At 64.5% G+C, this 21,797-nt stretch carries 21 protein-coding genes; 17 read left to right on the top strand and 4 right to left on the bottom strand.

Going from position 1 to position 21,797, the window contains the following annotated elements; all coding sequences use genetic code 11:
* Positions 1–167 precede the first annotated feature (167 nt).
* From FJ964_RS06755 to FJ964_RS06675, 17 genes are all read left to right on the top strand, one after another.
* Positions 168–1,166 carry a flagellin gene (locus FJ964_RS06755; protein ID WP_140549667.1) on the top strand — a complete coding sequence of 333 codons (999 nt, stop codon included), beginning with the start codon at positions 168–170 and terminating at the stop codon, positions 1,164–1,166.
* A gap of 263 nt (positions 1,167–1,429) precedes the next feature.
* Positions 1,430–2,494, top strand: a complete 1,065-nt coding sequence (locus FJ964_RS06750; protein WP_140549666.1) for a flagellin — start codon at positions 1,430–1,432, stop codon at positions 2,492–2,494.
* A 124-nt stretch (positions 2,495–2,618) separates the two neighbouring features.
* The gene (gene fliF, locus FJ964_RS06745) at positions 2,619–4,268 is read left to right on the top strand and encodes a flagellar basal-body MS-ring/collar protein FliF (RefSeq protein ID WP_140549665.1); all 1,650 of its coding nucleotides are present in this window, start codon (positions 2,619–2,621) and stop codon (positions 4,266–4,268) included.
* Positions 4,269–4,271: 3 nt separating this feature from the next.
* Positions 4,272–4,892 carry a hypothetical protein gene (locus tag FJ964_RS06740; protein ID WP_140549664.1) on the top strand — a complete coding sequence of 207 codons (621 nt, stop codon included), beginning with the start codon at positions 4,272–4,274 and terminating at the stop codon, positions 4,890–4,892.
* Positions 4,889–6,223: a MotB family protein gene (locus FJ964_RS06735; protein ID WP_140549663.1), complete on the top strand. Its 1,335-nt coding sequence runs from the start codon at positions 4,889–4,891 to the stop codon at positions 6,221–6,223. Before FJ964_RS06740 ends, FJ964_RS06735 begins: the two co-directional genes overlap by 4 nt.
* The gene (locus FJ964_RS06730) at positions 6,220–7,584 is read left to right on the top strand and encodes a chemotaxis protein MotC (RefSeq protein ID WP_140549662.1); all 1,365 of its coding nucleotides are present in this window, start codon (positions 6,220–6,222) and stop codon (positions 7,582–7,584) included. Before FJ964_RS06735 ends, FJ964_RS06730 begins: the two co-directional genes overlap by 4 nt.
* Positions 7,581–8,960, top strand: coding sequence for a flagellar hook-length control protein FliK (locus FJ964_RS06725; protein ID WP_140549661.1), 1,380 nt, complete (start codon positions 7,581–7,583; stop codon positions 8,958–8,960). The genes FJ964_RS06730 and FJ964_RS06725 overlap by 4 nt, the downstream gene beginning before the upstream one ends.
* Positions 8,890–9,477: a lytic transglycosylase domain-containing protein gene (locus FJ964_RS06720; RefSeq protein ID WP_181172407.1), complete on the top strand. Its 588-nt coding sequence runs from the start codon at positions 8,890–8,892 to the stop codon at positions 9,475–9,477. The genes FJ964_RS06725 and FJ964_RS06720 overlap by 71 nt, the downstream gene beginning before the upstream one ends.
* A gap of 222 nt (positions 9,478–9,699) precedes the next feature.
* On the top strand, positions 9,700–10,368 hold the full coding sequence (locus FJ964_RS06715; protein WP_140549660.1) for a response regulator transcription factor: 669 nt from the start codon (positions 9,700–9,702) through the stop codon (positions 10,366–10,368).
* A 79-nt stretch (positions 10,369–10,447) separates the two neighbouring features.
* Positions 10,448–11,704, top strand: a complete 1,257-nt coding sequence (locus tag FJ964_RS06710; RefSeq protein WP_140549659.1) for a flagellar hook protein FlgE — start codon at positions 10,448–10,450, stop codon at positions 11,702–11,704.
* A gap of 27 nt (positions 11,705–11,731) precedes the next feature.
* Positions 11,732–13,183: a flagellar hook-associated protein FlgK gene (gene flgK / locus FJ964_RS06705; RefSeq protein ID WP_140549658.1), complete on the top strand. Its 1,452-nt coding sequence runs from the start codon at positions 11,732–11,734 to the stop codon at positions 13,181–13,183.
* 3 nt (positions 13,184–13,186) lie between these two features.
* Entirely contained in the window at positions 13,187–14,230 is a 1,044-nt protein-coding gene (locus tag FJ964_RS06700) for a flagellar hook-associated family protein (RefSeq protein WP_140549657.1), read from the top strand.
* A 30-nt stretch (positions 14,231–14,260) separates the two neighbouring features.
* The gene (flaF, locus tag FJ964_RS06695; RefSeq protein WP_140549656.1) at positions 14,261–14,608 is read left to right on the top strand and encodes a flagellar biosynthesis regulator FlaF; all 348 of its coding nucleotides are present in this window, start codon (positions 14,261–14,263) and stop codon (positions 14,606–14,608) included.
* Positions 14,605–15,045 carry a flagellar biosynthesis repressor FlbT gene (gene flbT, locus FJ964_RS06690; RefSeq protein WP_140549655.1) on the top strand — a complete coding sequence of 147 codons (441 nt, stop codon included), beginning with the start codon at positions 14,605–14,607 and terminating at the stop codon, positions 15,043–15,045. The genes flaF and flbT overlap by 4 nt, the downstream gene beginning before the upstream one ends.
* The gene (flgD, locus tag FJ964_RS06685; RefSeq protein WP_140549654.1) at positions 15,045–15,452 is read left to right on the top strand and encodes a flagellar hook assembly protein FlgD; all 408 of its coding nucleotides are present in this window, start codon (positions 15,045–15,047) and stop codon (positions 15,450–15,452) included. Before flbT ends, flgD begins: the two co-directional genes overlap by 1 nt.
* Before the next feature lie 21 nt (positions 15,453–15,473).
* Positions 15,474–15,740: a flagellar biosynthesis protein FliQ gene (fliQ, locus tag FJ964_RS06680; RefSeq protein WP_140496235.1), complete on the top strand. Its 267-nt coding sequence runs from the start codon at positions 15,474–15,476 to the stop codon at positions 15,738–15,740.
* A gap of 264 nt (positions 15,741–16,004) precedes the next feature.
* On the top strand, positions 16,005–17,648 hold the full coding sequence (locus FJ964_RS06675; RefSeq protein ID WP_140549653.1) for an MFS transporter: 1,644 nt from the start codon (positions 16,005–16,007) through the stop codon (positions 17,646–17,648).
* A gap of 52 nt (positions 17,649–17,700) precedes the next feature.
* Here FJ964_RS06675 and FJ964_RS06670 read toward each other — a convergent pair whose 3' ends face one another.
* From FJ964_RS06670 to FJ964_RS06655, 4 genes are all read right to left on the bottom strand, one after another.
* Positions 17,701–18,438, bottom strand: coding sequence for a DUF4336 domain-containing protein (locus FJ964_RS06670; protein WP_140549652.1), 738 nt, complete (start codon positions 18,436–18,438; stop codon positions 17,701–17,703).
* A 95-nt stretch (positions 18,439–18,533) separates the two neighbouring features.
* Entirely contained in the window at positions 18,534–20,315 is a 1,782-nt protein-coding gene (locus tag FJ964_RS06665; RefSeq protein WP_140549651.1) for a chloride channel protein, read from the bottom strand.
* Between the two features lie 160 nt (positions 20,316–20,475).
* On the bottom strand, positions 20,476–20,988 hold the full coding sequence (locus FJ964_RS06660) for a cupin domain-containing protein (RefSeq protein ID WP_140549650.1): 513 nt from the start codon (positions 20,986–20,988) through the stop codon (positions 20,476–20,478).
* Between the two features lie 24 nt (positions 20,989–21,012).
* Positions 21,013–21,741 (bottom strand): NAD(P)-dependent oxidoreductase, encoded by a 729-nt coding sequence (locus FJ964_RS06655; protein ID WP_140549649.1) that lies wholly within the window; start codon positions 21,739–21,741, stop codon positions 21,013–21,015.
* Positions 21,742–21,797: the final 56 nt, after the last annotated feature.

The raw sequence follows: 21,797 nt of genomic DNA, 5'->3' as shown, positions 1-21,797 counted from the left end.
TTCGATTAACCGTCCGGTTTAGTCCTTTGGTAGGGACTTGCCGCCATATTCCCCGCAGATGGCGGGTGATCGGGTCTCAGACAGATCATTGGCATGATGCCGCTCCGTCATACCGGCCAATCCGGTATGTCAAAAAACACCTGTAAAAAAACAAGGTACGAGTAGCCATGGCCAGTATCATGACCAATGCCTCGGCGCTGACCGCGCTGCAGAGCTTGAACGCCACCAACAAGAACCTCGAAACCACCCAGGCCCGCATCTCGACGGGCTATCGCGTTTCCCAGGCTTCGGACAACGCCGCTTACTGGTCGATCGCCACCACGATGCGTTCCGACAACCAGCAGATGTCGACCGTTTCGGACGCGCTCGGCCTCGGCGCCTCGAAGGTTGATACCGCTTACACCGGCATGAACAGCGCGATCGACACCATCAACCAGATCAAGACCAAGCTGACCGCCTCTTACGGCCAGACGGATGCCGACAAGGAAAAGACCCAGACCGAAATCGCCGCCCTTCAGAAGCAGCTGAAGGCCTATGCCGATGGCGCCAGCTTCTCCGGCACCAACATGCTGTCCGTGGACAGCGGCACGGGCACGTCCGTGGCGGACGTCAAGATCGTTTCGGCCTTCAACCGTGACGCTTCCGGCGCGGTCTCGATCTCGACGATCGACGTCAACGTGGAAAGCACCAAGCTCTACGAGGCGGGTACCACGGCCGGCACCGCGAAGGGCATCCTCGACGCCGCGCGTCTGGGCACCGACGGCAGCGTCACCGCCACGGCGGCTACTCCGGCTGCTGGTGCTACCGTTGCGGCCGGCGACACCTATTCGGTCGCCAGCCTGAAGATCTTCGACTCCGCAACGGGCAAAGGCTTCAGCGACGACCAGATCTCGGGGATGATGAAAGTCGTCGACGCCGCGCTCAAGGACATGACGAACGCCGCCACCACGCTCGGCGCTGCCAAGAGCAGTATCGACCTGCAGAAGACCTTCACGCAGAGCCTGATGGACTCCATCGACCGCGGCGTCGGCCAGCTCGTCGATGCCGACATGAATAAGGAATCGACCCGCCTCCAGGCCCTGCAGGTTCAGCAGCAGCTCGGCATCCAGGCGCTGTCGATCGCCAACGGTTCGTCGCAGTCGATCCTGTCGCTCTTCCGCGGCTGATCGCCTTCACCATCCACGAACAGCACCAAGATATCGGGCCGCGCCAAAAGCGCGGCCCGATTGCGTTTGCTCCAGCCCCGCGCAATCCTCGTTCCTTAACTGTCGAAAGCTGACTTTTAACAGGGTGTTAACCATATCGCGCTAAGTATGGTTAACCAATAGCTTACGACAGGTTGTCGAATCGGCCCGACCGGCACGATCGCAGCCGATGGACAGGCCGATCAGGCCTGTGGGCATGCCGGCTTAGAGAAGGAGCGAGTTTCTTGGCGAGCATCATGACGAACGCTGCGGCGTTGACTGCACTTCAAAGCCTCAACGCCACCAACAAGTCGCTCGAGCAGACACAGGCCCGCGTCTCGACGGGCTACCGGGTCTCCGAGGCCTCCGACAACGCCGCCTACTGGTCGATCGCCACCACCATGCGCTCCGACAACCAGGCGCTCTCGACCGTGCAGGATGCGCTCGGCCTCGGCGCCTCAAAGGTCGACACCGCCTATACCGGCATGAACAACGTGCTGGACACGATCGGCAAGATCAAAACCAAGCTGCTTTCGACCGTCGGCCAGACGGATGCCGCCAAGGCAAAGACGCAGACCGAAATCACGGCGCTCCAGGCGCAGATGAAGTCCTTTGCCGATGCCGCCACTTTCTCCGGTTCGAATTTCCTGTCGGTGATATCCAAGCAGGTGACGGCCGCCAATGACGGCGTCCAGCCGGACTCCAAGATCGTGTCCTCGTTCAACCGCACCTCGTCCGGCGCCGTCCAGCTCGGGACGATCGACATCGATGTCGAGAGCACCAAGCTTTTTGATTCCGGGCTCCCCACCGAGGTCAAGAACCAGGGCATTCTAGACCGCAAGACATCGATCTATTCGACCGCGGCCGCGCAGACCCTGTATGACACCGCCTATGCGGCGTCGATCGCGGGTGGATCAACGGATATCGCAGCCAATACCGCCGGCCAGACCGCGGCGGGGGCGGTTGCCAAGGTTGACAATATTTCCGCCTACAATCTCGACATCACTGCGGCGGGCGTGACCGACGACATCATCACCCAGATGATCACCAAGATCGACAACGTCATGAGCCAGCTGACCGATTCCGCCACCATCCTCGGTTCGGCCAAGAGCTCGATCGACCTGCAGAAGACCTTCACGCAGAGCCTGATGGACTCCATCGACCGCGGTGTCGGCCAACTCGTCGACGCCGACATGAACAAGGAATCGACCCGCCTCCAGGCGCTCCAGGTGCAGCAGCAGCTCGGCATCCAGTCGCTGTCGATCGCCAACAGCTCCTCGCAGTCGATCCTGTCGCTGTTCAAGAGCTAACCACCGACTCGATCCCTTCACCGGAAGCCTGACGGGCCGCGCGCCGAGCGCGGCCCGATTTCATTTTCGCACAAGCTTCAAGGGCTAGTGTTCCAGCGGACAGTCATGCTGGGAGTAGTCGACCGTGCCGGAACAGATCCAGAGCATCATCGCGAATCTCCGCGGGTTTGGCGTGAAGCGCCTAGCCATGCTGGCGGGCATCGCCGCATTGGTGATGAGCGTCATCGGCGTCGCCTCGGTCTATCTCAACCGTCCGGCCTACGACACGCTCTATGTCGGGCTCGACCGCGCGGACGTGAACCAGATCGGCCTCGTGCTGGGCGAGGCCGGCATCGGCTTCGACGTCGGCTCCGACGGAACCTCGGTGCTGGTACCGGCCGGCACCACCGCGCAGGCGCGCATGCTGCTTGCCGAAAAGGGCCTGCCGACCAGCGCCAATGCCGGCTATGAACTGTTCGACAATGTCGGCTCGCTCGGCCTGACCTCCTTCATGCAGCAGATCACGCGTGTGCGCGCGCTGGAGGGCGAGATATCGCGCACCATCCAGTCGATCGCGGGCGTCAAGGCGGCGCGCGTCCATATCGTCATGTCCGAGCGTGCCAATTTCCGCCGCGACGAACAGCAGCCCTCCGCGTCGGTCGTCATCCGCTACGCCGGCATCGACGCCGAGAAAAGTGCCATGTCGATCCGCCATCTCGTCGCCGCCGCCGTTCCCGGCCTGTCGGCCGACAAAGTGACGGTGCTCGATTCAAACGGCAATCTGCTGGCGGCGGGAGATGATCCTTCCAACACAAGTGCCGCCCGCACGCTCGGCGTCGAGCAGACCGTCGAGGCGCAGATCGGCGACAACATCCGGCGCGCCCTCACCCCGTATCTCGGCCCGGACAATTTCCGCGCCAGCGTCAAGGCCGACGTCAACACCGATACCCGCCAGACGGAGGAGACGATCTTCGATCCGGAGTCGCGCGTAGAGCGTTCGGTGCAGTCGGTGCGCGCCAACGAGAACAACAACCAGAAGCAGGCCTCCACTCCGGCGAGCGTCGAGCAGAACCTGCCCGAGACGCAGACGACCGTCACCGAGGGTCCGCAATCCTCCTCGCAGAACGACCGCAGGGAAGAGATCACCAACTACGAGATCAACTCCAAGAAGATCGCCACCGTCTCCAACGGCTACAGCGTCACCAAGATGTCCATCGCCGTGGTCGTCAACCAGGATCGGCTGAAGGCTATCCTGGGCAAGGACGCCACGCCCGAACAGATCGCCAAGCGCGTCGCCGACATCCAGAAGATGGTGACCTCTGCCACCGGCTTCGACGACAAGCGGGGCGATGTCATCGACGTCTCGGCGGTCGAGTTCATCGACGGGCTCGACGGCGAGGCGATCCCGCAAGCTGGAATGCTCGATTCCGTCGGCCAGCATGCCGGCACGCTGATCAATGCCGGCGCCTTCATCGTCGTGGTGTTCCTGGTGGCCTTCTTCGGCCTGCGCCCGATGGCGGCGGCCCTGACGGCAAAGGCGACGCCGGCCATAGCGGGTCCCAATTTCGACGAGGTCCAGCGCTCGCTGCCGACGCCGGAGGCCACGGCTTCCGCCGAAGCCGGCTCGGCGGTCGGCACCTTGCCGGGCGTGCGGGCCGGTTCCACCCCCCTCGATGACCTGCGCCAGAAGATCAGGCCCGCGCCGCAGGAGCGGCTTGCCCGCATGGTCGACCTCAACGAGGAGCGCACCGCGCAAATCCTGCGCAAATGGGCGGCCCAGGAAGTCGCGGTGTAGCCCATGCCTTCCCTAGCCCTTTTCGATCTCCTGCCGGATTTCGGCGCGCGCCCGCAACGTGTCAGCCAGCCGAAGGCCGCCGCCGAGCACGAGCCGGAAGCAGCCGCGCCGCAAGCCGATATCGGCACGCTGATCGCCGAAGCGGTCGCCCAGGCGGAGGCAGCGCTTGGCGAACGGCTTGCGGCTGCCCACGAAGCAGCGATGGATGCTGAACGCCGGGCGAATGCCGAGGAAGCGAAGGCCTTTCTCGAGAGCTTCGGTGGCGATGTCGGCGAGGCGGTCTCGTTGCGCATCGATGCCATGGAGGCGCGCGTGACGGACCTCGTCGCCGCCACGGTCGCCCGCATCATCGGCGGCATCGTCAGTGACGACCTGCAAAAGCGCTCGCTTGAAGCGCTTGCCGGTGCGGTCCGCGAAGCGGTCGGCGATGGCGAAGCGGTGCGCATAGTCGTTCGTGGACCGCTTTCCCTGTTCGAAGCGCTGAAGGCATCGCTCGGAGTGCGCGCCGCCAATCTCGACTTCATCGAAGCTCCCGGCTTCGATCTCACGGTCTCCGTCGACGAAGCGGTGTTCGAGACGCGCATGGCCGAATGGTCGGCAACGCTCTCCGAGGTGTTGGCATGAGCGTCGCCGATGCCGATCAGGCCAGGCACGAAATCATCATCGTGCGTCGCGGCCATGACGACCACGAGGAAGGCCATCACGGTGGCGTCTGGAAGATCGCCTTCGCCGACTTCATGACGGCCATGATGTGCTTCTTCCTGGTCATGTGGCTGATCAACGCCGCCAACGAACAGACCAAGGCGGCGGTCGCCAGCTATTTCAATCCGGTGAAGCTGGTCGACCGCACGTCGAGCCGCAAGGGCCTGGAAGATCTCGGCGACGGTCCCCGCGCCATCGGGCTGACCGCCGACAATCCGGAAGAGGCGGCCACCAAGGCCGGACAGGATGGAGCCGGCGGCGCGGGTTCATCCGATCCCAAAAAGGAAAAGCAGGAGCCACAGCAGTCCGAGCAGTCCGACGAACACCTGTTCGCCGATCCCTATGCGGTGCTCTCGGAAATCGCCACCAACACCGGCGTCATGCAGAACGTCAGCCAGAAGGGCGATGGCGGCGCGCAAAGTGCCGGCCCGGCAACAGGCGCTTCCGGCGGCGCCTCCTATCGCGATCCGTTCGAGCCTGATTTCTGGTCTCAGCAGGTCGCCTCGCCGGGCGCCGAGGCCAGCGCGCAGCGCGCGAGGATCGAAGGTGATCCGGTGAAGCCCGGCGACAAGGCCGCCGAGGCGCAGGTCGCCAAGGTCAAGGCCGTGCCGCCTGCGCCGCCCGTCATCGCAGCGCCGCTTGAACCTCTGGCAAAGGACGGCAAGCCCGCAAGGGCAATCGCCGAGGCGGGTGATGCGAAAGCCGGCGCTGCCGGGCTCGCGGACGCCAAGGTGGCCGCCGCCCAGGAGGCGGCCAAGCCGGATGCCGGCGAAAAGATGCCGGGCGCGGCCGCGCTCAAGGCTGCGGCCGATGTCAGGCAGCAGCTTGCCGATGCCTTCAAACCTGGCGACAAGTTGCATGATGGGGTTTCCGTCGAAGCCACCGACAAGGGCGTCGTCATCTCGATCACCGACCAGCTCGATTTCGGCATGTTCGAGGTCGGCTCGGCGATGCCGCGCCGTGAACTGGTGCTGGCGATGGAAAAGATCGGCCGCATCGTCAACAGCCAGAAGGGCACGATCAGCATCAATGGCCACACCGACGCACGGCCGTTCCGCGGCGCCGGCTACGACAATTGGCGGCTTTCGACGGCGCGCGCGCATTCGGCCTATTACATGTTGGTGCGCGGCGGCGTCGACGAGCGCCGCATCACCGAAGTCGCCGGCTTCGCCGACCGCCAGCCGAAGGACCCTGCCGATCCGCTGTCGGCGGTGAACCGCCGCATCGAGATATTGATGGCGACCGGCGGATGAGGCGGGCGGTCTTCACCAGCCGCTTGATGGGCCTTTTGCTGTTGGCCGGCCAGCCTACGGCCGCCCTCGCCCAGGATCCGTTGCAGCCCTATCAGCTGGTGCGCTCGTTACAGCTTATTCAAGACCGTATCGCCGTCGGCGACCACGCCGCGCTGCCGATGCAGTCCAAGCTGCTGGAGATGATCGATACGCGTCTGCGCGAGGCGGACAAGGACGATTTCAAGGATCCGAAGAATTTTCGCGCGTTGCTGGTCTACGGCATGAGCGGCGGCAATCCCGTGACCGTCGAGGCGGCCGTGTCGCGCGCCGCCGCCGATGCGCGGGACCTAGCCCTTGCCAGGGGCGTCATCGACTACCTGAACGGCCGCCCTGGCGAGGCCATCGAAGCCTTGAAGCCGGTCGATCCGATGGCGGAGCCCAGCGACCTCGGCGCCTTCCTTGCCCTGGTCAAGGGTTCGCTGCTCGCCGGCGACCAGCCGGCCGCGGCGCTGGTGCTGCTCGACGAGGCGAAACTGCTCGGCCCCGGGACACTGGTCGAGGAGGCGGCATTGCGCCGCTCGGTCGGCATTGCGGTCGCGCAGCGCGACGCGGCGCGCTTCGCGCTTGCCTCCACACAATATGTCGAGCGCTATCTCTATTCGCCCTATGCCAGCCAGTTCGCCGACTCCTTCGTCTCGGGCGTGATTGAGTTGCACATGTCGATCAGCCAGGACAAATTGGCCGATATCACCTCGATGATGGATCCCGAGCGCGAGAAGGTCATTTATCTGCGCATCGCCCGCCGCGCCGCGATCGACGGCCTGAACGAATTGTCCGCCTTCGCCTCGGCGCGGGCCGAGCAAGGCCGCGACGGCAACACCAATCAGGGCGATCCGCGTGCCCTGCTCTACTCCAGCCTGTCCACCGTGACATCGGGTACCATCGAGGACGTGCGCGCCAAGCTGGGCAAGATCGACCGCAGCCGGTTGTCGGACGGCGACCGCGCGCTGCTCGACGCCGCCGAGGCCATCGCCGGCGAAGTGGTGGCGCCGCCCGCTTCCCTTCCGACCGCAAGCCCGGCGCCTGCCGAGGTCATGCCATCGCACGAGCCCGAGCCTGCCGCCGCGCAGGCCGCCGACGCCGCCGGATTGCCGCCCGTCGAGGGTGCTGTCTCCGAACAGCCGGCCGTCGCGCCATCCGGCGACACAGCGGCAGCTGCGCCGAACGCACCGGCTCCGGACGATGCGGCAACGGTCCTGCCGGCATCGGCGCCGGCGGCCGCGGCCAGCATAGACACTTCAGACCCGACTGATGCCGCCATGGTCAAAACTCGTCGACAGCTCGACCTGATCGACCAGATGCTTGGAGCCGCTCCGAAATGACCCCCAGCCTCGGTCCGGCGCTGCCGGTAATCGCCACCGCGCGCACAACGGCGGAACAGCCGGCGGCGACCGGAAAGAATGACGACACGGGTTTCGGCAAGATGCTGGACGACAAGGCTGTCCCGGCCCACCCGGACAAGCATCCGGCAGCCGGGGCCGGATCGCGCGATGAGCGCTGGAGCAGGCTTGCCGCCGGTCCTGCCGGGCAGAAGGACGAGCCGCTGCCGGCTGGCAAGGCAAGGATCCCATCCAGCGGAATGCCGGCCGCGAAAACAGCCAGGGACGACAAGACCGCCGAGCCGGACAAGGACACCGCGGACAAGGACGCCGATGGCGCGGCGGCCGAGACAGGTACGACGCGGCTCGAGGACCATCTGCCGTTGCTGATCGCGTTCCATGACCTGCGCCATTTCTCGACATCGGCCAGACCGGCCGGTACGAGCGAAACCGGACAGGAACCGGCGCTCGACGGGCAGCTTCTGCCGAAGGCCTATCGGCCGAAATCCGCCGCCGGGCATGACGATCTCGAGCCGATGTCGAAGCCCGAGCGGACATCGCTCGTCGATGGGCCGCTGACCAAGCTCGATGGCCAGACCGTCCACGACGCCGCCGGCACGCCAAAACGCGACAATGCGATCGCCGGGCCGCTGCCCCAGACAGCGCCGGCCGAAGTGCCGGGCGTGGATCCGAAGCAGGCGGCACCGCAGCTGAAATCCATCGCCGATGTGCAGTCCTCCTTGCGGTCCGGTCCCGGAAAACAACTGTCGGCGGCAGCGCGCATCGACGTGGTCTCCGAGCGCAGCTTCCCTGCCCCGCCGCAGGCGCCGATGAGCCAGGCGGCCCTCAACGTGATCGGCGCCATAACAGCCGATGGCGGCCCGAAAACGGCACTTTCGACACCCTCCGCAACCGCGCAGCTGACAGGCCCTGTTGCCGCCGCGACACATGTGTTGAAGATCGAACTTCATCCGGCCGAGCTTGGCATGGTCACCGCCAATCTTCGCCTCTCCGGAGAACAACTTTCGATTGAGTTGAAGCCTCAAACACATGACGCCTACCATCGGCTGTCCTCGGATAGCGATGCCATCGTCAAGTCCCTGCGCGGACTCGGCTTCGAGGTTGACAAGGTCACGATACTGCAACCTTCGGTAGCGGTCCCCGCAACGACCCGCACTGATGCAACCGCATCCTTGCAGACGGCAGTGGGCCGCGACCAGTCGTCCTTTCAACCCGGGAATTCCGGCGGCGGCAACAGCGGCGCCGGCGGCCAGCAACCGGGCCAGCAATCCGCGGGAAGACACAATGATGACGCGCAAACACACGGCCGCCCCGCTTCGCCTTCTCGCGAGCGCGCTGGCGGCGATATGTTTATCTAGTCTTGCGGGCGCCGCCCCTGCCGCCGCCAATGCTTGCGAACCGGAAATCCTGCGCGCCGCCGACCGCTATGGCGTGCCGGCCGGCATCCTCTATGCCGTCGGCTTGACCGAGACCGGCAAGAAGGGAAGCTTGCAGCCCAACGCATTGAATATAGAAGGAAAAGCGGTCTTCCCGACAAGCCGCGCCGAAGCTCTTGCAACCTTCGCCAATGCCCGACGCGAAGGCAAGACGCTGATCGATCTCGGCTGCATGCAAATCAATCACCACTACCACGGCGCGCATTTCCGCAGCGTCGAGGACATGTTAGATCCGCGCCAGAATGTCGACTATGCGGCGCGTTTCCTGGCCAGCCTTCATGCCCATCACGTGACCTGGTCGATGGCCGTCGCCCGCTATCATGCCGGGCCCGACAACGACCCGGCGCAGAAGGTCTATGTCTGCCGCGTGATATCAAACATGGTTGCCACCGGCTTCGGCAAATGGACCGGCAATGCCCGCACGTTCTGCAACCCATGAGCGTACTTTTGCATCTCATGCAATCAGTCGCAAAGTCTCGGCGTTGTGCTTCGACTTGGCCGGGACTTGGAGCACGAAGCATATCTCACCCCACGCTAATGCAACCGATGCGATTCCGGACTCCCAAGAAACTAGTTACAAGAAATGACGGTTGTTCAGGATTCCTGCCAGCGGATACGGCTTTCCCCACGGGGCAGATGAGCTGATTCGGAGGCGGGGCCGATGATCGTTATCGTTGACGAGCGAGAGCTCGTGACAGACGGATACAATTCACTTTTTGACCGCGAGGGCATCGCCTGCGCAGGCTTCGCTTCCGGCGAATTCGGCGAGTGGGTGAACTCGGCCGCCGATGCCGATCTGCGCTCGGTCCGGGCCTTCCTCATCGGCGACTGCCGGGAAGGCGCGATCTCTCCGCGCCAGATCCGCGACCGCACCGGAGCCCCGGTGATTGCACTCAGCGAGCAGCATTCGCTGGAGAACACGTTGCGGCTGTTCGAGAGCGGTGTCGATGACGTCATCCGCAAGCCGGTCCATATCCGAGAGATCCTGGCTCGCATAACAGCCATCCGCCGCCGCGCCAACGAGGATGCCGCCTTCACCGAGATCGGCGCCATGCGCATCTTCATGGATGGCCGCGACCCCGAAATCGATGGCCAGCCGCTTCCCTTGCCGCGCCGTGAGCGCCGCATTCTCGAATATCTGGCAAGCAATCGCGGCCGCCGCGTCACCAAGACCCAAGTATTCAACGCCATCTACGGCATCTTCGACGAAGAGGTCGAGGAGAACGTGGTGGAAAGCCACATCAGCAAGCTGCGCAAGAAGCTGCGCGAGAAGCTGGGCACCGATCCGATCGATTCCAAGCGCTTCCTCGGCTACCGGCTGGTGTTCTGATGCGCCGCCGCGCCAGCCTCGCGCAAGACAGGACGCGTAGCCTCGCTGCCAGTGGCATGGACATTGCGGAGACATTTCGATGAGCCTCTACGGGATGATGCGGACCGGCGTTTCCGGGATGAACGCGCAGGCCAACCGTCTGTCGACGACAGCCGACAACATCGCCAATTCCGATACCACCGGCTACAAGCGGTCCTCCGCAGAATTTTCAACTCTGGTCATGCCCTCGACGGGCGGCGCCTATAATTCCGGCGGCATCACCACCACGATCCGGCAGGCGGTCAGCGATCCGGGCGTGCTCCAATACACCACCTCTGTTTCCGATCTTGCCGTCAGCGGCGACGGCTTCTTTGTCGTCCAGGACCCGAGCGGTACGCCTTTCCTCACCCGCGCCGGCGCCTTCGTTCCCGATGGCCAGGGCAGGCTGGTCAACTCGGCCGGCTTCCAGCTGATGGCCTACAGCTACGAAAATGGCGTGCCGGCGGCGACGGTGAACGGTTTTGAAGGATTGGTCCCGGTCGTCATCTCCGATCAGGGAATGACCGCGACCCCGAGCACCGAGGGTCTCTACAGCGGTAACTTGCCCGCAGGCGCGACGCCAGTCGCGGCCGGCAACCTGCCCACCACCAACGCCGCAGGCGCGCAGTACACCTCGAAATCCTCGATGGTCGCCTATGACAATCTCGGCAACAAGAAGCTGCTCGACGTCTATTTCACCAACACCGGCGCCGGCACCTGGCAGGTATCGGTCTTCGACCAGTCGAAGGCGACCGCCGGAACGTCATTCCCCTACACCGGCGGCGCACTGGGCTCGGCCAATCTGACCTTCGACGCGACCACGGGCAAGCTCACCGGCGCCGTCGACAGCGTCTCGCTCACCGTGCCCAACGGCAGCGCCTTTTCGCTGGATCTGTCGGCATTGACCCAGCTCGGCACCGGCTTCACGGTGTCGGACGCCCAGGTCAACGGCAACGCGCCGAGCACCATCGACAAGGTTCAGATCAGCAAGGACGGCACCATCTACGCCCAGTACAAGGACGGCTCCACCAAGCCCCTCTACAAGATCCCGCTGGCCGATGTGCAGAGTCCCGACCAGCTCACCGCGCTGCCCGGCAATGTGTACTCGCAAGGCACAGAATCCGGCGCGGTCCGCGTCGGCTTTGCCAATGAAGGCAAGCTCGGCTCCATCATCTCCGGCGCGCTCGAGAATTCGAACGTCGATATCGCCGAGGAACTGACCAACATGATCGCGGCGCAGCGCAGCTACACCGCCAATTCAAAAGTCTTCCAGACGGGTTCCGACCTGATGGACGTCCTTGTCAACCTGAAGAGATGAAACGGGCAACGCCCGTGAAAGAGCCGCATGTCGCTTTCCACCGCATTGAGCATCGCCCAATCGGCGCTTATGAACACCGCTCGGCAGACCAGCGTTGTCTCGCGCAACGTCGCCGACGCTTCCAATCCGGACTATACGCGCCGCATCGCCGTCGTCACCAGCACGGCGCCGGGCGCGCGCTCGGTTGACATCCAGCGCGTAGCCAACGACCTGCTCTTCCGTCAGAATCTAAGCGCCCTGTCGGCATATAGCGGCCAGAACGCGCTCTATAGCGGCCTGGATCAGCTGGATGTTTCGGTCAATGGTGTCGACAATGCATCCTCTCCTTCGACCGCGATCGGCAATTTGCAGCAGGCGTTGCAGCTCTATGCCACCTCGCCGTCCAACCAGAATCTCGGCTCCAGCGTTATCGACGCGGCCAAGCAGGTCGTGCGCTCCCTGAACGAAGGCTCCAGGGCCATTCAGGACTTTCGCACCCAGACCGACGGCCAGATCGCCACGGCGGTAGACGATCTCAACTCGCTGCTCAGCCAGTTCCAGGATGCCAACCAGGCTGTCATATCGGGCACGCGCTCCGGCACCGACGTTTCCGATGCGCTGGACCAGCGCGACGCGCTTTTGAAGAAGATCTCGGACTATATTCCGGTCTCGACCTTCACGCGCGGCGACAATGACATGGTCATCACCACGGGTGACGGCACGACGCTGTTCGAAACGATCCCGCGCACGGTCAGCTTCGCCCCGTCCTCCGGCTACAGCGCCGGTACCACCGGCAATGCGCTCTACATCGACAACGTGCCGATCTCGGCGGGAACCGGCGGCAACACCAGCGCCAGCGGCAAGCTTGCCGGTTTGCTGCAGTTGCGCGATGGGGTAGCCTCGACCATGCAGAGCCAGCTCGACGAGACCGCGCGCGGCCTGATCACGGCCTTCGCCGAGACCGCGCCGTCGATGCCCAACGCCGCCGGACTGTTTACCTGGTCGGGCGCGCCGGCGGTGCCGGCCGCTGGCACGCTGGTCAATGGCCTTGCCAGCACGATCAGCGTCAATGCCGCCATGGATCCAAGCGCCGGCGGCAATCCGGCACTGCTGCGCGACGGCGGCGCCAACGGCGCGGCCTATGTCGTCAACACTGGCGGCGCCTCTTATTCCAGCCTTCTGGTCGCCTATGGCGACCGGCTCGATCAGCCGATGACATTCGACCCCGCCGCCGGGATTTCGGCGACGTCGAGCGTTGCCGACTATGCCGCCAATTCGATCGGTTGGCTCCAGAGCGTGCGCCAGCAGGCTTCGACCGCAGCCGACGCCAAGCAAGCTTTGGCATCGCGCAGCGCCGAGGCGCTGTCCAACGCTACCGGCGTCAATGTCGATCAGGAAATGTCGCTGCTTCTCGATCTCGAACACACCTATCAGGCATCGGCCCGAATGATGAAAACCGTCGACGACATGTTGGCGGCTCTGCTCAGCGCGGTGGGATAATCCATGACCTCAGTCTCTTCGGCCGCCCTCTCGAACGCGATGCGCTATCAGCAGATGCGCATGCAGGCCGAACTCGTCAAAGCCACGAAGGAGTCCTCGACCGGCAGGGTCGCCGATGTCGGCCTGGCGCTGGGCGGACGCACCGCCCAGTCCGTCACCTTCTCGCGCGATCTCGACCGGCTCAATGTCATCATCGATTCCAACGGCCTGGTGGCCGCCCGGCTCTCCTCGACGCAGACCTCGCTCGGCCAGCTCTCCAGCGTCGCGCAGACCTTGCTATCGAGCCTGACCTCCTCAACGTCGGGCGATTCTTCCGCCAACCTCACCCAGTCGGCCGGCAAGACGGCCGTCCAGCAGCTCGCCTCGATCCTCAATACCAGCGTCAACGGCGAGTATCTGTTTGCCGGCACCAACACCGACGTCAAGCCGATCAACGATTTCACCGCGGCCGGATCACCCGCCAAGGCTGCCTTCGACGCCTCCTTCGTCGCCAATTTCGGTTTCACGCCGGATGACCCTGCCGCGGCAAACATTACCGCGGCCCAGATGGACGATTTCATCACCAACGACGTCGAGCCGCAGTTCTTCGGCTCGGGCTGGCAGGCCAACTGGTCGAATGCCACCGACCAGCAGATCGTCAGCCGCATCGCGCTCAACGAAACCACCGCGACCTCGACCAGCGCCAACAGCGACGGCATCAAGAAGCTCGCCATGGCGGCGGCCATGGTCTCCAGCCTGATGTCGACCAATATCAGCCAGGCGGCGAAGGACACCATCGTCGGCCGCTCGCAATCGCTGGTTGGCGAAGCGCTGAGCGGCATCGGCCAGGTTCAGTCCGAAACCGGTATCGTCCAGAAGCGCGTGTCCGACGCCGTCGACCGCATGAAGACGCAGGTCGACCTTTTCGAGCGCCACATTCTCGATCTTGAAGCGGTCGACCCGGCCGAAGCCGCGACCCGCGTCGCTGACCTGACGCAGCACATCGAGACCTCCTTCGCATTGACGGCGCGGCTCCAGCAGCTCAGCCTGTTGAATTACCTGACCTGACAACTCTGAACCGGAACGGTAGAGCCAACGATGTACCAATTCTCCTACGCCGACATCCAGAGCACCTCTGTCGCCGACGCGAAGGACCGTGAACGGGAGCTTTTGACCCGCTCGATCGACATGCTGGCGGCGGCCGCCGCCCTTGGCCCCGCTTCGATGGAAGCAGTGGAGGCGCTGCATTTCACCAACCGCGTCTGGAGCGCCTTTGTCGAGGATCTCGGCTCCAACGACAACGCGCTTCCCAAGGAACTGCGCGCCAACCTGATTTCGATCGGTCTTTGGCTGCTGCGCGAGGCGGAAGACATTCGCCAGGGCCGCACCCAGAATTTTGAGGGACTGATCGAGGTATCCCAGATCATCCGCGACGGCATTCAATGACCAACACGCTGAAGATATCGCTGAAGCCGAACGAGAAGATCTACGTCAACGGTGCGGTCATACGCGTCGACCGCAAGGTCACCGTCGAATTGATGAACGACGTGCAGTTCCTGCTCGAAAGCCATGTGATCCAGGCCGATGACGCCTCGACACCGCTCAAGCAGCTGTATTTCATCCTCCAGGTGATGCTGATGAACCCGGCCGGCGCCGGCGAGGCGCGCGAAATGTTCCGCCGCTCCCTGCCGCTGCTGCTTGCAAGTTTCGAGGACGCCGAGATCGGCAGTGCGCTGAAACAGATCGACCGCATGGTCGGCGAGGATCACATCTACGAGGCGCTAAAGGCGATTCGGTCGCTCTATCCGCTCGAACGCCGCGCGCTTGGCGGCAATGACGACGTTCCGGGCGCCTCGCGTCCGCTGGCTGTGGGAGCACGCTGATGACCGTGGACATGACGACGACGATACCGGTTGGCGCCAATCAGGCCAGCCAGCAGACCTCCAAGACCGCTGTCGACTACCAGTCCTTCCTGAAGCTTCTGATCGCCGAGATGAAGAACCAGGATCCGACCAAGCCGATGGATTCGACACAGTATGTCGCCCAGCTCGCCACCTTCTCGCAGGTCGAGCAGTCTGTGCAGACCAATACCAAGCTGGACCAGATCATGCAGTCCTCGGCGCTGTCGCAGGCCGATGCGCTGATCGGGCGCTCGATAACGTCCGCCGACGGCAAGACGACGGGCACCGTCGCGTCCGTGCGCCTTGCCAGCAGCGGCCTCATCGCCGTGCTGGGCAACGGCACCGAGATCGCGGTCGGTCCCGGCGTCTCGGTCAAGGCGGCAAGCTGACGGCCCCGGCAGGCCGATCCCATGAACGAGGCCGACGCACTCGACATCGTCCAGTACGCGGTGTGGACGGTGCTGACCGCATCCGCGCCGGTGGTGCTGGTCGCCATGGCGGTGGGTATCGGCATCGCCTTGATCCAGGCCCTGACGCAGGTCCAGGAGATCACCTTGACCTTCGTGCCGAAGATCGTCGCCATCATGCTCGTGGCGGCGCTGACCGGTCCCTTTATCGGCAGCCAGATATCGGCCTTCACCAACGTCGTCTTCGAACGCATTGAAAACGGGTTCTAGCCGCTGCTTGCGGCGAGCCGGACCGTTCTGTCCCGACGACGTCTCGGCAGTCGCCGATGGCGGACCATGTAGGGCATAGGGTGCATGCGCGGCGCGGCATCGAAGCAAAGTCGCACGGCTGCGTGGTCCTCCTCTATCCCCTTGTTGGACCATGATCTTTTTTTCAAGACGTTCGCTCTTTGCGGCACGATGCCATAGTTTCGGCAAACCATCCGGGGAAACGGATCACCGCAACGATCGGCAAGCCATGGCAGGGCCTTTCCTATGATTGACGAAAAGCCGGAGAGCGAGAGCGTTTCGGCGCTGGCGCCGTTCCGGCACGGCATCTTCCGCGCCGTGTGGTCGGCCAGCCTCGTGTCGAATTTCGGCGGCCTCATCCAGGGCGTCGGCGCCGCCTGGATGATGACCACGATCGCCACCTCGCCCTATCAGGTCGCGCTGGTGCAGGCCTCGACCACCTTGCCGATCATGCTGTTCGCGCTCGTCGCCGGCGCCATCGCCGACAGCTTCGACCGGCGCAAGGTCATGCTGGTCGCCCAGACCTTCATGCTGGTCGTCTCGGTGCTTCTGACCCTGTTCACCTATTCCGGCTTGATGACGCCGTGGACGCTGCTTGCCTTCACCTTCCTGATCGACAGCGGCACGGCACTGAACAGCCCGTCCTGGCAAGCCTCCGTCGGTGACATCGTGCCCCGCAACAAGGTGCCGGCCGCCGTCGCGTTGAACTCGATGGGCTTCAACCTGACCCGCAGCGTCGGTCCGGCGATCGGCGGCATCATCGTCGCCGCAGCCGGGGCGGCGGCCGCCTTCGCGGCCAACGCGGTGAGCTATATCGGTCTCATCGTCGTGCTGGCGCGCTGGAAGCCGCAGGTACAGCCATCGACGCTGCCGCGCGAATCGCTTGGCGCGGCCATGGGCGCGGGCCTGCGCTATGTCGCCATGTCGCCCAATATCGGCAAGGTGCTGGTCAGGGGCTCCGCCTTCGGCTTCAGCGCCGGCGCGGTGTTGGCGCTGCTGCCGCTGGTGGCGCGCGACGTCGTCAAGGGCGATGCCTTGACCTATGGCATCATGCTGGGCGCCTTCGGCATCGGCGCGGTCGGCGGCGCGCTGATCAGCGTGCGGCTGCGCCAGCTTTTGTCCAGCGAGACCATGGTGCGCTCGGCCTTCGCCGGCTTCGCCGTCTGCGCCTTCAATGCCGCCCTCAGCCACAATGCCTGGCAGACATCGCTCGGCCTGCTGGTCGGCGGCGCGTGCTGGGTGATCGCGCTTTCGCACTTCAACGTCACCGTGCAGATGGCAACGCCGCGCTGGGTCGTCGGCCGGGTGCTGTCGGTCTATCAGACCGCGACGTTCGGCGGCATCGCGCTCGGCAGCTGGATCTGGGGCATCGTCGCCGACGCGCATGGTGCCGGGGCAGCGCTGATCGCGGCGGCCATCGCCATGCTGGCTGGCGGCGCCATCGGCCTCGTGCTGCCGCTGCCGCAGCAGCAGGTGCTGAACCTCGATCCGCTCAACCGCTTCAAGGAGCCGCATCTCGCGCTCGACCTGAAGCCGCGCAGCGGTCCCATCGCCATCATGATCGAATACATCATCCGCGACGAGGACGTGCCGGAGTTCCTGGCCACCATGGCCGAGCGCGGCCGCATCCGCCGCCGCGACGGTGCCCGCAACTGGACGCTGGCGCGCGATCTCGAAAATCCGGCGATCTGGATCGAGCACTACCACACGCCGACCTGGCTCGAATATGTCAGGCACAACGGCCGCATCACCCAAGCCGACGCCATGGTCGGCGAGCGCCTGCGGGCACTGCACAGCGGCGACGAGCCGCCGCGGGTGCGCCGCGTGATCGAGCGCCCGACCACCGCGGGCACGGCGCTGGTCATGGCAAAGGGGCCGATCGAGCATTAGGAGTGCAGGAAAGGCGAAGACGTTTCGTTCGGGCTTGCATCAAGACAAAGCGTTAGAGCGGACCCAGCCAGCGGAACGCGCGCTTCAACTCGGCGACGCCATCGCGTTCGTACCAACGGCCGTGCGCCATGATCACGCGTTCCGGATTCCATTCTATCATCTTTTCGACCGCCGCCTTGAGCTGCCCCCTGGGGAAGGTCAATCGCAAATCGCGCGGCGTCTTGCCATCCGGATCGACGACACCAGCCGCCCTGGCAAGCCAGCGCCACGGCCAGCCAAGCTTCCGCGGTTCGAAATTCTCGATCAGGTCCGTCAGGATCAATGTTCGGCTGACGGAATGGAAGAACACCATCTCTGTCATGAAGCTGCCTTCCACCGGCAGCGACTTGAGGTCATCGTCCCATGGGTAGCCCCTCTCGGCACCAAGCTCGTTCGCCTCGAAATCGATCCTGTCGCCCGCCTGCTCGCGAATCCGCGGTGCCAGCCAGATACCCGCATCCGCAAAGGCCCTGCGCCACATCGGAATCCACCAATAGTGGATCCGGTTCGGCCCGATGATGTAGCGGACCTTGCCTAACCCGGCGATCTCGGCCTTGAGGCTCTCTGTTAGCAAGGTGGGTGAATGGACGAACAAATCGCCGTCGTTGACGCGGATGATGGTCATCCGCGTCGGAAACCGCATTTTCGGCCAAGGCATGCCGAAGCGGATGACCGGGCCATCCACGATCCAGATGTCCTTCGAAACCGGCTTTAGCGTGTTGAGCGGCGGATATGGTGTGCGGTCGGCCATGGTCTGCTGATGTAGGGTGGAGAGCAAGCTTGGCCACGGCAGCTTCGCCTGCAAGAGCTCAGCCGGGCCGGCTCGGCAGCCTACCTTCGCCTGACCTACCCTTCGCCCGACAGATCCCGGCGCGCTTTTTCCAGCTCCTCGGCATAGCGCCGCATCAGATGGCCCTCGGTCAGCAGTCCGAGCACGATGTGGTCGGTGAAATCCTCGACCACGGCCAGTTCCTCGGCGCCGGCCCGCTGGAAGGTCTCGGCGGCCGACTGCACGTTCATGCTCGGCACTAGGACGGCATCCTTGTATTGCGCGAGATCGCGCACCGCCGTTTCGCCGTCGGACAGGTCGCTGTGCAGTTCGGCAACGATCAGCACGCCGACATACTGATCGCCGGCGTCAACGGCGATGACGCGCTGGGCCGAACCCAGCGGCACCTGCTTGCGGAAGGCCGCAAGCGTCGTGTCGGCATTGATGGTCTTGATGTCCTTGCGCATCATCGAGCCGACGGTCAGGCTGCGCATCCAGCCGACGTCATGGGCGCTGCGGATCGTCTCGCCGCGCAGATGAAAGCGCCACGTCGAGAAGGAGTAGCCGAAGGTTTCGCGCACCAGGATCGCCGCCATGATCGAGGCCGCCAGGACGACGCCGGTCAGCGTCAGGTCGCGGGTCGATTCCAGCGCCAGGAACGTCATCGTCAGCGGGCCGCCGACGACGCCGACCGCCAGCGATGTCATGCCGACAACGGCAGCGACGGCGGGATCGATGCCGGTCGACGGCGAGATGAAAGCCATCACATCGGCGAATGCCTTGCCGAGCAGGGCGCCAAGAAACAGAGAAGCGAAGAACAGTCCGCCCCGAAACCCCGAACCTAGCGAGATCGCGGAAGCCGCCAGCTTCAACACGAAGACGCTGGCCACCACGCTCAGCCCATAGTTCATGGCGAATTCGCGATGCAGCGCGCCGTGGCCGCTCGACAGCACCTGCGGCGTAACGAGCCCAAGCAGGCCGACGATGACGCCGCCGATGACGGGACGCAGCGAGGCATCGACTGACAGTTTGGCAAAGGCGCGTTCGACCAGCGTCACCAGATGCATGATGGCGATCGAGGCGGCCCCGCCAAGCAGCCCAAGCAGCAGGAAGGGCACGTACTGGCTGGCCGTGAGTGCCGGCAGGCCCGCAAGCTCCAGCGGGAACGGCACGCCACCGAACATCTCGGCGGTCAGCGAGGCGGAGATCGCCGCGGTCATGACAGGCACCACATTGGCGACCGAATAGATGCCGATGACCAGTTCGAAACCATAGAAAGCGCCGGTAAGCGGCGCATCGAAAGCCGCCGCGATGGCACCGGCGGCGCCGCAGCCGACCAGGATGCGGACATCGTTGCGGCGCAGCTTGAACAGCCGCGCCAGCCGCGAAGCCAGGCCGGAACCGACCTGCGTGTAGCCGGCTTCCAGCCCGACGGAGGCGCCGAAACCGCTGGAGATCATGGTCTGGCCGGCGATGATGAACGTATCGGTCAGCGACATGCGACCGCCATAGAGCGCGTTGGCCTCGATCGGGTCGACAGGCGTGCGGAATCTCCTCTTTCTCAGCCAGAGCACCGTCAGCCCGAGCAGGATGCCGCCGATCGCCGGGATCAGGGCCTGCATGGGGTGGCCGAGCGAGAACATGCCGGAAAGCCGGCCGCCGGGCTGCACGCCGAACAACAGCCCGTGCAGATCCTGCACGATCTGGCTCATCGCGGTGACCAGTATGCCCGCCATCACGCCGACGATGCCGGCAAGGACGACAACCGCGATGCCTCGCGCTTCGAGCAGCGGGATCGAATTGATGAGCACCGCGCGCAGCCGGCGGGCGTAGACTTCGCTGTGGTTCCTGGAAAGCACCGGGGCGGCTCGCCTACATGAAAGGCAATGGAAGACCCGCCTGATACGCCGGGCGGTACGGCATGACAACCACAATGCCGACATCAAAGGCGCCATTATGGCCAGGAAACCGGCTGATTGCGGTCTTTCTGCCCTGTCTGCGAAACGATCGGCGTTGCCGTCAGTCCGGGATTGTCAGTGGTCCGCAATCGTCGTCGGCAATGAAGGTCGCCAGCAGTTCGGCGGGTTCGGTGGTGCTGGCATTCTCGGCGAAGAGATGGACTGCGCCGGGCGGCTCGAACCAGGTTTGTCCCTTGACGTAGATGCCGACGGGACCGCCCGCCAGTTGCGAGCGCAGCGTGCCTTCCAGCACAAAGGCGCTCACCGAGCCGGGATGACGGTGGCGAGGCGTATAGGCATTCGGGGGGAATTCGACGACGGCTGTGGTGATCGACTTGCCCGGCACATTCGGCAGCTTTTCACAGGAAACGGGCGTAACGACGGTCTTTGGCCGTGCCGCGGAGGGACTGCCGGCATCGGCGCCTTCCATATGCATGTGGCCTTCCATTGCAGGGAGCACGGCGCCGATGAAACCCGGGCCGGCCCACTTTGCCGACACTGCCGACAGAACCGCGACGGCACTGATGCCGATGAGAAATTGGCCGGTGCGCCGGCGAGCCTGATTGCTGATCATGTCGATGTCTCCGCGTGGATTGCTTCAGACAGGCAGGCGGAAATCGGCGCGCCAGCCGAGTTCCTCGACCGCCTTTCGCGTCGAGACAGCCTCATTGGGTTCGGCTACGTTGAAGATGCCGGGCGCGCCTTTGTCGAGTGCGAGCAGCGCGGCATAGGCAGCTGCATCGACGTGGAGCGGCGACGCGCCGCCAGCCGCCTCGGTTCCAGTTCCCGGCCCGTAGAGCTGGCCATAGCGCAGGACGACGCCGGCAAACGGCCCGTTCAGCACGGTCGTCTCCAGCGCAATGACACCCCTGACGCTTATGCCGCGGTTTCCTTCGGCATCGGCATCCAACGGGTCGCTTTCGGTGTAGGGCTGCTGGCCGGGCGCATAAGCCCACGCAATGCTCTGCGCGATCAGGCGGCGGACGCCGGACGCCGCAGCGGCGGCGACCAGATTGCGGGTGCCTTCGTCCCGAATACGGGCATTGCGTACGACCGCCTCGCCCATGCGGCTCGGATCTAGGCCCGCCGGCAGGTCGGTCAGCTGATGGATGACCATGTTGGGTCGGGCGCCAAGCATGGCGCGCGACAGCGCGTGCGCATCGAACACATCGACCAGCACGGGCTCGACGCCAAGCGTCTCCAGCCTGGCGGCCTTGTCCGCATTGCGCGTGGTGCCCGTCACCTGATGACCGGCGGCCAGCAATTGGGGGATCAGCCGCTGCCCGACTGCGCCTGCGGCACCGGCGAGAAAAATTCGATAGGCCATCGTCATCGTCCTTGCACTGCGATAATATCAGGGTTCGAACAACATATAAGAGCTCT

It is taken from the genome of Mesorhizobium sp. B2-3-2 (assembly GCF_006442295.1).
Taxonomy (GTDB): domain Bacteria; phylum Pseudomonadota; class Alphaproteobacteria; order Rhizobiales; family Rhizobiaceae; genus Mesorhizobium.
Note: the sequence above shows the minus strand (reverse complement) of the source record. Positions and strands in the feature narration are given on the sequence as shown.